This window comes from Agrilactobacillus composti DSM 18527 = JCM 14202, assembly GCF_001436375.1.
GTDB classification, from domain to species: Bacteria; Bacillota; Bacilli; order Lactobacillales; family Lactobacillaceae; genus Agrilactobacillus; species Agrilactobacillus composti.
Genome location: NZ_AZGA01000016.1, coordinates 142,391 through 148,390 on the forward strand (window position 1 = coordinate 142,391; position 6,000 = coordinate 148,390).

Sequence of the window (6,000 nt, forward strand, 5' to 3'; positions counted from 1 at the left end):
AAAACAAATTGGTGATCAAGCAATTGTGCTGTTTAGTTAGCCCTAGACTCACCTAGTGAAATAACACACTCACGGCTTTTACCAAAAAAAGCGGAAGGAGTAACCTCCCTCCGCCTCATTGTTAACAGTTATAAACTATTAAAATTTAACTGATCCTCTAAAAATTAAAGAGTAGCAAATTTCAATAAAGTACGAACCATTTGGCAAGTGAAACCATATTCGTTATCGTACCAAGCAACTGTCTTAACTAATTGTTTGTCGCCAGCAGTTGTAACTTCTGTTTGTGTTGGGTCAAAGATTGAACCAAAAGTAGTACCGATAACATCAGAAGAAACAATTTCATCGTCGTTGTAGCCAAAGCTTTCGTTGTTTTCAGTGTGTTTCTTAAGTGCTTCGTTAACTTGGTCAGCAGTTACTTCTTTGTCAAGAATAGTTACTAATTCAGTTAATGAACCATCAACAACAGATACACGTTGAGCGTGACCTTGTAATTTACCATTTAAGTTAGGGATAACAAGACCAATAGCCTTAGCAGCACCAGTACTATGTGGAATAGTATTAGCAGCAGCAGAACGAGCAGCACGTAAGTTACCACCACGTACAGGACCATCTAACAACATTTGTGTAGAAGTGTATGCATGGACAGTAGTCATAGTACCAACTTGAACACCGAATTCTTTGTCCAAGAAGTATGCCATTGGAGCCAAGCAGTTAGTAGTACAAGAACCAGCAGATACGATCAAGTCGTCAGCAGTTAAAACGTCATCATTAACGTTGTAAACAACAGTCTTCAAGTCGCTACCAGCAGGTGCAGAGATTAATACACGTTTAGCGCCAGCATCCAAGTGAGCTTGGGACTTAGCTTTAGAAGTGTAAAAACCAGTACATTCAAGAACGAAATCAACGCCATCATTTTTAACCCAAGGAATATTTTGTGCTTGTGGTTCAGCATAAACACGATATTTCTTGCCATCAACGATGATGGAATCGTCAGTAGCACTTACTTCGCCATCAAAAGTACCGTGAGTAGAATCATATTTTAACAAATGAGCTAACATTGCAGGACTAGTTAAATCATTAATAGCTACTACTTCGATATCATTAGCGCTCTTACCTAATTCGTGGATACGACGGAATGCTAAACGACCGATACGTCCAAAACCATTAATACCAATTTTTACAGTCATACAAAAATTTCCTCCTTTAGGAAATAAAAAAATTTTATTTTAAAGGGTTACCCCTTTTAAAATCTGTTTTGCAGCACCTTCGTCAGTAATTAACCATGTCTGACTAGGTGCGTTTTTCATGTATGCTTGAATCGCAGTGGCTTTAGAGTGCCCACCAGCAATTGCAAACACGTATGGAATGTGGTCAAGATCCCGAATCTGCAGTCCGATCCGCGGTATCTTGTAAACAACTTCGCCTGCTTCATTAAAGAAGTAACCGAAAGCTTCAGCAACAGCCTGTTCTGATTTGATCATGTCGATGACTTCAGCAGACATACCTCGTCTTTGAGCCATCAACGTGGCTTCACCAATACTATGCAGTACGGTGTTGCACTTGCCAATTAATTGCAATACCTCTTGAACAGAGGGCTCTTGCAGCAACGTCTTATAAGTTTCTTTACTGACGTGCTCTGGGACATATAACATACGATGACTGCCACCAGTATGTTTAGCCATTGTTGCTGAAACGGTGTTGGCTTGAATATCGACGGCTTCACCAATGCCCCCTCTTGCGGGAACAAAAGTTAGCTGTCGGCCAACGGACAACTTAGGGGTTAATTTCTTAGCCACCTGAGCCATTGTGGTGCCACCCATGACGGCAATAATGTTCTCACCATCGGGGAGTAACAATCTTAAAGTTTCATTAACCAAGCGACCAATGTCTTTTAAGACACGTGGTTGGTCATCACTGTCACCAGCGACAATCAAAACATGATCAATGCCTAAAAGCTCGATCAATTGCTGTTCCTGTTGATGAACATCTAAGATCTGTCCCATGAAGTTTTCAAGACCACTTAATGTCTCCTGGCCAGAATCTGTTAAAATCATACCAGACTTAGAGGTGTCAATTAAGCCTTGTGCTCTGAGAAAATCAGTTTCAGTTCTTAAAGCACGCTCACCCATGTCCAGCTTGATTGCCAGGACACGCCGACCAACAGGTTGCATCCAACCGATATGTTGCAAGATATAATATCTACGGCGAATGACTTCCAAAAAGTCTGGTGCGATGGTTTCAATCCAAGCTAATTCTTCATGCATCCTAGCAACGTCCTCTCGTGGGACGGCAAACGACCATATGTGTCATTTTAAGACCCATATTTTATAAAAATAAAAGGGAACGAAATACTCAAAATTTCCTTTTCCCAATCAACATCATTAGTATAACAGTACATTTTATCTTTTGCAAGGACTAAGCCCTGAAAAGAAAGAAGTTATGTAAACCCTTGATATGTCAAGGATTAGGTCTTGAAACTGCCACCCATACTAGGAACGTGCGACCCATATTTACAGAAATTATTTTCGAGGTGGTTTTTAAAGCGCCAAAGCGGTCAGTAATGATCCCGGTGGGTGCCTTGCCCAGCATCGAAATGAGGGCAAGTGGGTCATTTATGGTCCAAAGATAGACTTTTTTATGAATTTTTTGTAACTGCTTTGTCACCCTTAAATTGTACTGACTCCCCTCGATGGAATAAAAATCTGCCGAGCTTTTAGGGATACCCCAATAGGTGAATGGAACAATATAGCCCACTGGTAATTTGGGTTGGTTTGTTTTGAACCAAGTCACGATTTTCGGATCGGTTGAATGTAATGCCCCGCCTGACTGCAGTAGCTGTTGCCCATAGCGTTGGTTAAAATTTTGGGCAACTTGGTCACTGTTTTGGCTGGGTACCGTCTTGATTTCCACTAACAATTTTTGGTGGATTTGTTTGGCAGCAGCTAAATACGCCATAAAACTGCTTAAGGGGGCTGTGTACCCTTGTTCCGAAATGTGCAGTTGCTCTAACTGAGCTAGCGTATACGCTTCGACGTGTGCATTTTTACCCGTCAAGGGCCGTAACGAATGGTCATGGATCACGACAAATTGCTGATCTTTCGTCATGCGGACATCCATTTCCACAAAGTCCGGTTTTGCTTTAGCCGTTTTTTGAAGAACGTTAATGGAATTTTGCACGCCGTTGGTCCCATTTAGACCCTTGTGGGCGATCCATGTCACGGGACCAGTGGTCAGTGCTGGGCTACTGGGTATAATGCTGAGGCAACCCAATAATACGACTGTCAAAATTGGCATCAGTAACCGGCCGCCTAGCGGTTTAATTTGGTGCTCTCTTGGCGTGACGATCACCAAGCGTTGGAGCCACCAAATACCTAGACCAATCCGCAATACTTGCAGCAATAACCGTGACAGAGTCATGGCAATACTGCTGTAGGCACCAAGCAGCGTCATTCCTAAACTGATTCCAAGTGTCACCAGTAAATACAGCAGGATCATCTTCGCGGTTTGCTTGAACACATACCCGCGATAACTTCCATGGAGCTGATCGACCATAATGCGGCCTAATTGCCCCAATGCCCAGTAGCTTATGATAAGGTACACCAAAATACAGGTCACCGCCACCAAACGATCCGTTGAGCGGCCTTGATATAAGTAGAGATAAACTTCATTTAAGCGGAAGGTAAAGAAGTAATCCTGCCCATAAACAAAGCTTGAGATTGGCAGACACAACACCCACAAACCAGCTGCCAACCAAAACTGTTTAAAAAACTCGTGCTTGTGGGTCCACAAACTCACCCACCATTGTTTTATTGTGCCAGGCGTAGTGTCCTGGCGCTTAAAATAAGCAACACTTGCAATCAATAAGGCTAATTGTCCCACTAAAAGGCCCAGCCAAACTAGGGTCAAACTATAAAATAAAAGCCCCGGCCAAAAATGACGTTGCATTAAATCCAGGGGTCGTGTAAAATCAGCAAGGGCGAATTGGTATTGGTTGATCAATCGTTGAGCGCCCGTGAGATAAATTGTCTTTAGTGGCCAGCGATAAATGGTGTTGATCAATAGCACACTGCAAATCAGGCCCCAATTGATTGTTTTATGCATGTTTTTGCAACTTTTTATCATTTTTTACGCTCCAACGTAAATTTTTACTTGAAATATGTTACATCTAATGATATTATTTTAAAAGTAATGCGCCGCTAGTGTAATGGATCGCACGTAAGATTCCGGTTCTTAAAATGGCGGTTCGACTCCGCCGTGGCGCACTTGTAGTTTACATGAGTTCACAATAGTTGGCAAATCAGCTGGTATATAGGGCTTTTTACGTTTTATTTTTTCCGAAACTTAAAAATACTGGTTTGGCTGATAGTTGAAGCGTGAATATTGATAAAAAAGCAGGCAGAATATTCTGCCTGTTTTTTTCATCAATATTGGCCTCCAAAATGTGCTTAACTACGAGTAACTCAATTCGCAGTTATCCCCCTTCTACCTTGCCTTCTAAGGATATGTGTGATCAATATGAGTAAATATGCTAAGCAGCCAAAAAAACATATAAAACTGAGACTATTCATTTTGTTAGCATGTCTCATCAGCATCGTCTTAGTTTCTTGGAATATGTATCAACAACATAATTATCTGATCAAGACTGAGTCAACAACATTTTCAGGTGAAAACGTTGAAAATACACGCTTGATCAAAGCTTATCAACGTATTCTAAAAAATTCAAATTCACAAGCTGCGGTTCAGGTTGCTGTTTATTCTAAACAAACCAATAAGTTTTATAATTTTTCAAATCAAAAACAACCAACCTTCTACACCGCCAGTATTGTAAAAATTTCAATTTTAACCCAATTGCTGCACAACCACCAGGAAAATAAAACTGATCTGAGTTCAGAAGAACGTTCCCTTGCTAAGGCTAGCATTGAAAAAAGTAGCAATAAAGCCAGTACAGATTTATACGTTTACAACCTGGGCGGTGCTCAAGAACTTGACAATTTATTCAATAATTTGAACATGAATAATTCAGCCGCAAGTGATATCGGCTGGACCGTAACGACGACTACGGCGGAGGACCAAGTTAAATTATTGAATAATATTTTTTATCCATCTGAATATTTATCTACCCATTCCCAGAATTACATTAAAAATCTAATGGAAAACGTTGCGCGCAGCCAACAATGGGGCATTTCTGCCGGTGGCACACCCTTCCAAAATAAAAATGGCTGGGAGCAAAAAGATGATGGTACTTGGGTCATTAATAGTATGGGACATATTGGCACTGGGAATAAGAGTATTACCATCGCAGTTTTAACGGCACAAAATAAAACAAAAAACGATGGTATCAGGCTAGTTGAGTCGTTGGCAAAAGCAGCTAGCAAGGAACTAAAATAGTAAGGTATGCAATATTGCTCTGCCTATAATTTATGGCTAATCTCAAACGCATATTTTTTCAAGTTTATAATAAATTAAGCGAATAAAACCCTTGATGTTCTTGACTTTAGGTAGAAAATTATAAGCATGTCTTTCATAAAATATCATGATCAAAAATCTAAAAATCATGATTACTGCATTAGTGATTTCTTTTATTGCCCTTGTCCTTACAATTTTTAACTTAGTGAGATGATTAAATGAATGCCTATCAAGCCTATTTAGACAAAAACAATCTAACTCGTTATGCCATCGCTAAGGCCAGCGGCCTGGCTAATTCTACGCTGCAACGGGCCGCACAAGCAAAAGCTATTGACACCATCAGTATCAAAATTTTAAAGGCTACTGCCCTTGCCCTGAACAAAAAACCGGGTACGGTCCTAGAGGAAATCCTTGAATTGGAAAAATCTGAACACATTTGACGTTACCACCTCAACACAACTAAATCTTTGAAAGTTCACTATCTCGGCACTTAGCAGTATCTATAAGACTTAGAATTAAATAAACGAGCCGCTACCCCACTGATAGGGTCCCTGTCAAGTGCACCGATGAAAAACAAAAATCTCAGAAATTCTA

Annotated in this window: 5 protein-coding genes and 1 tRNA gene; 3 read left to right on the forward strand and 3 right to left on the reverse strand. The window is 40.5% G+C overall.

Going from position 1 to position 6,000, the window contains the following annotated elements; translation table 11 throughout:
• Positions 1-164: 164 nt before the first annotated feature.
• The 3 genes from gap to FC83_RS04925 form a co-directional block, all read right to left on the reverse strand.
• Positions 165-1,187 (reverse strand): type I glyceraldehyde-3-phosphate dehydrogenase, encoded by a 1,023-nt coding sequence (gene gap / locus FC83_RS04915; protein ID WP_035453126.1) that lies wholly within the window; start codon positions 1,185-1,187, stop codon positions 165-167.
• A 39-nt stretch (positions 1,188-1,226) separates the two neighbouring features.
• A complete protein-coding gene (locus tag FC83_RS04920) occupies positions 1,227-2,264 on the reverse strand; it encodes a sugar-binding transcriptional regulator (RefSeq protein ID WP_035453125.1) in 1,038 nt (345 codons plus the stop codon).
• Between the two features lie 193 nt (positions 2,265-2,457).
• The gene (locus tag FC83_RS04925) at positions 2,458-4,101 is read right to left on the reverse strand and encodes a glycerophosphodiester phosphodiesterase (protein ID WP_162260641.1); all 1,644 of its coding nucleotides are present in this window, start codon (positions 4,099-4,101) and stop codon (positions 2,458-2,460) included.
• Positions 4,102-4,190: 89 nt separating this feature from the next.
• Here FC83_RS04925 and FC83_RS04930 point away from each other — a divergent pair.
• The 3 genes from FC83_RS04930 (at position 4,191) to FC83_RS04940 (ending at position 5,846) form a co-directional block, all read left to right on the forward strand.
• Positions 4,191-4,262, forward strand: a tRNA-Arg gene (locus FC83_RS04930).
• A gap of 307 nt (positions 4,263-4,569) precedes the next feature.
• On the forward strand, positions 4,570-5,388 hold the full coding sequence (locus FC83_RS04935) for a hypothetical protein (protein WP_152537735.1): 819 nt from the start codon (positions 4,570-4,572) through the stop codon (positions 5,386-5,388).
• Positions 5,389-5,624: 236 nt separating this feature from the next.
• Entirely contained in the window at positions 5,625-5,846 is a 222-nt protein-coding gene (locus FC83_RS04940; RefSeq protein ID WP_035453122.1) for a hypothetical protein, read from the forward strand.
• Positions 5,847-6,000: the final 154 nt, after the last annotated feature.

Bases quoted from the DNA above. Each gene is read 5' to 3' on its own strand.
- FC83_RS04920 (WP_035453125.1), bottom strand. From the start codon at position 2,264: ATGCATGAAGAATTAGCTTGGATTGAAACCATCGCACCAGACTTTTTG.
- FC83_RS04925 (WP_162260641.1), bottom strand. From the start codon at position 4,101: ATGCATAAAACAATCAATTGGGGCCTGATTTGCAGTGTGCTATTGATC.
- gap (WP_035453126.1), bottom strand. From the start codon at position 1,187: ATGACTGTAAAAATTGGTATTAATGGTTTTGGACGTATCGGTCGTTTA.
- FC83_RS04940 (WP_035453122.1), top strand. From the start codon at position 5,625: ATGAATGCCTATCAAGCCTATTTAGACAAAAACAATCTAACTCGTTAT.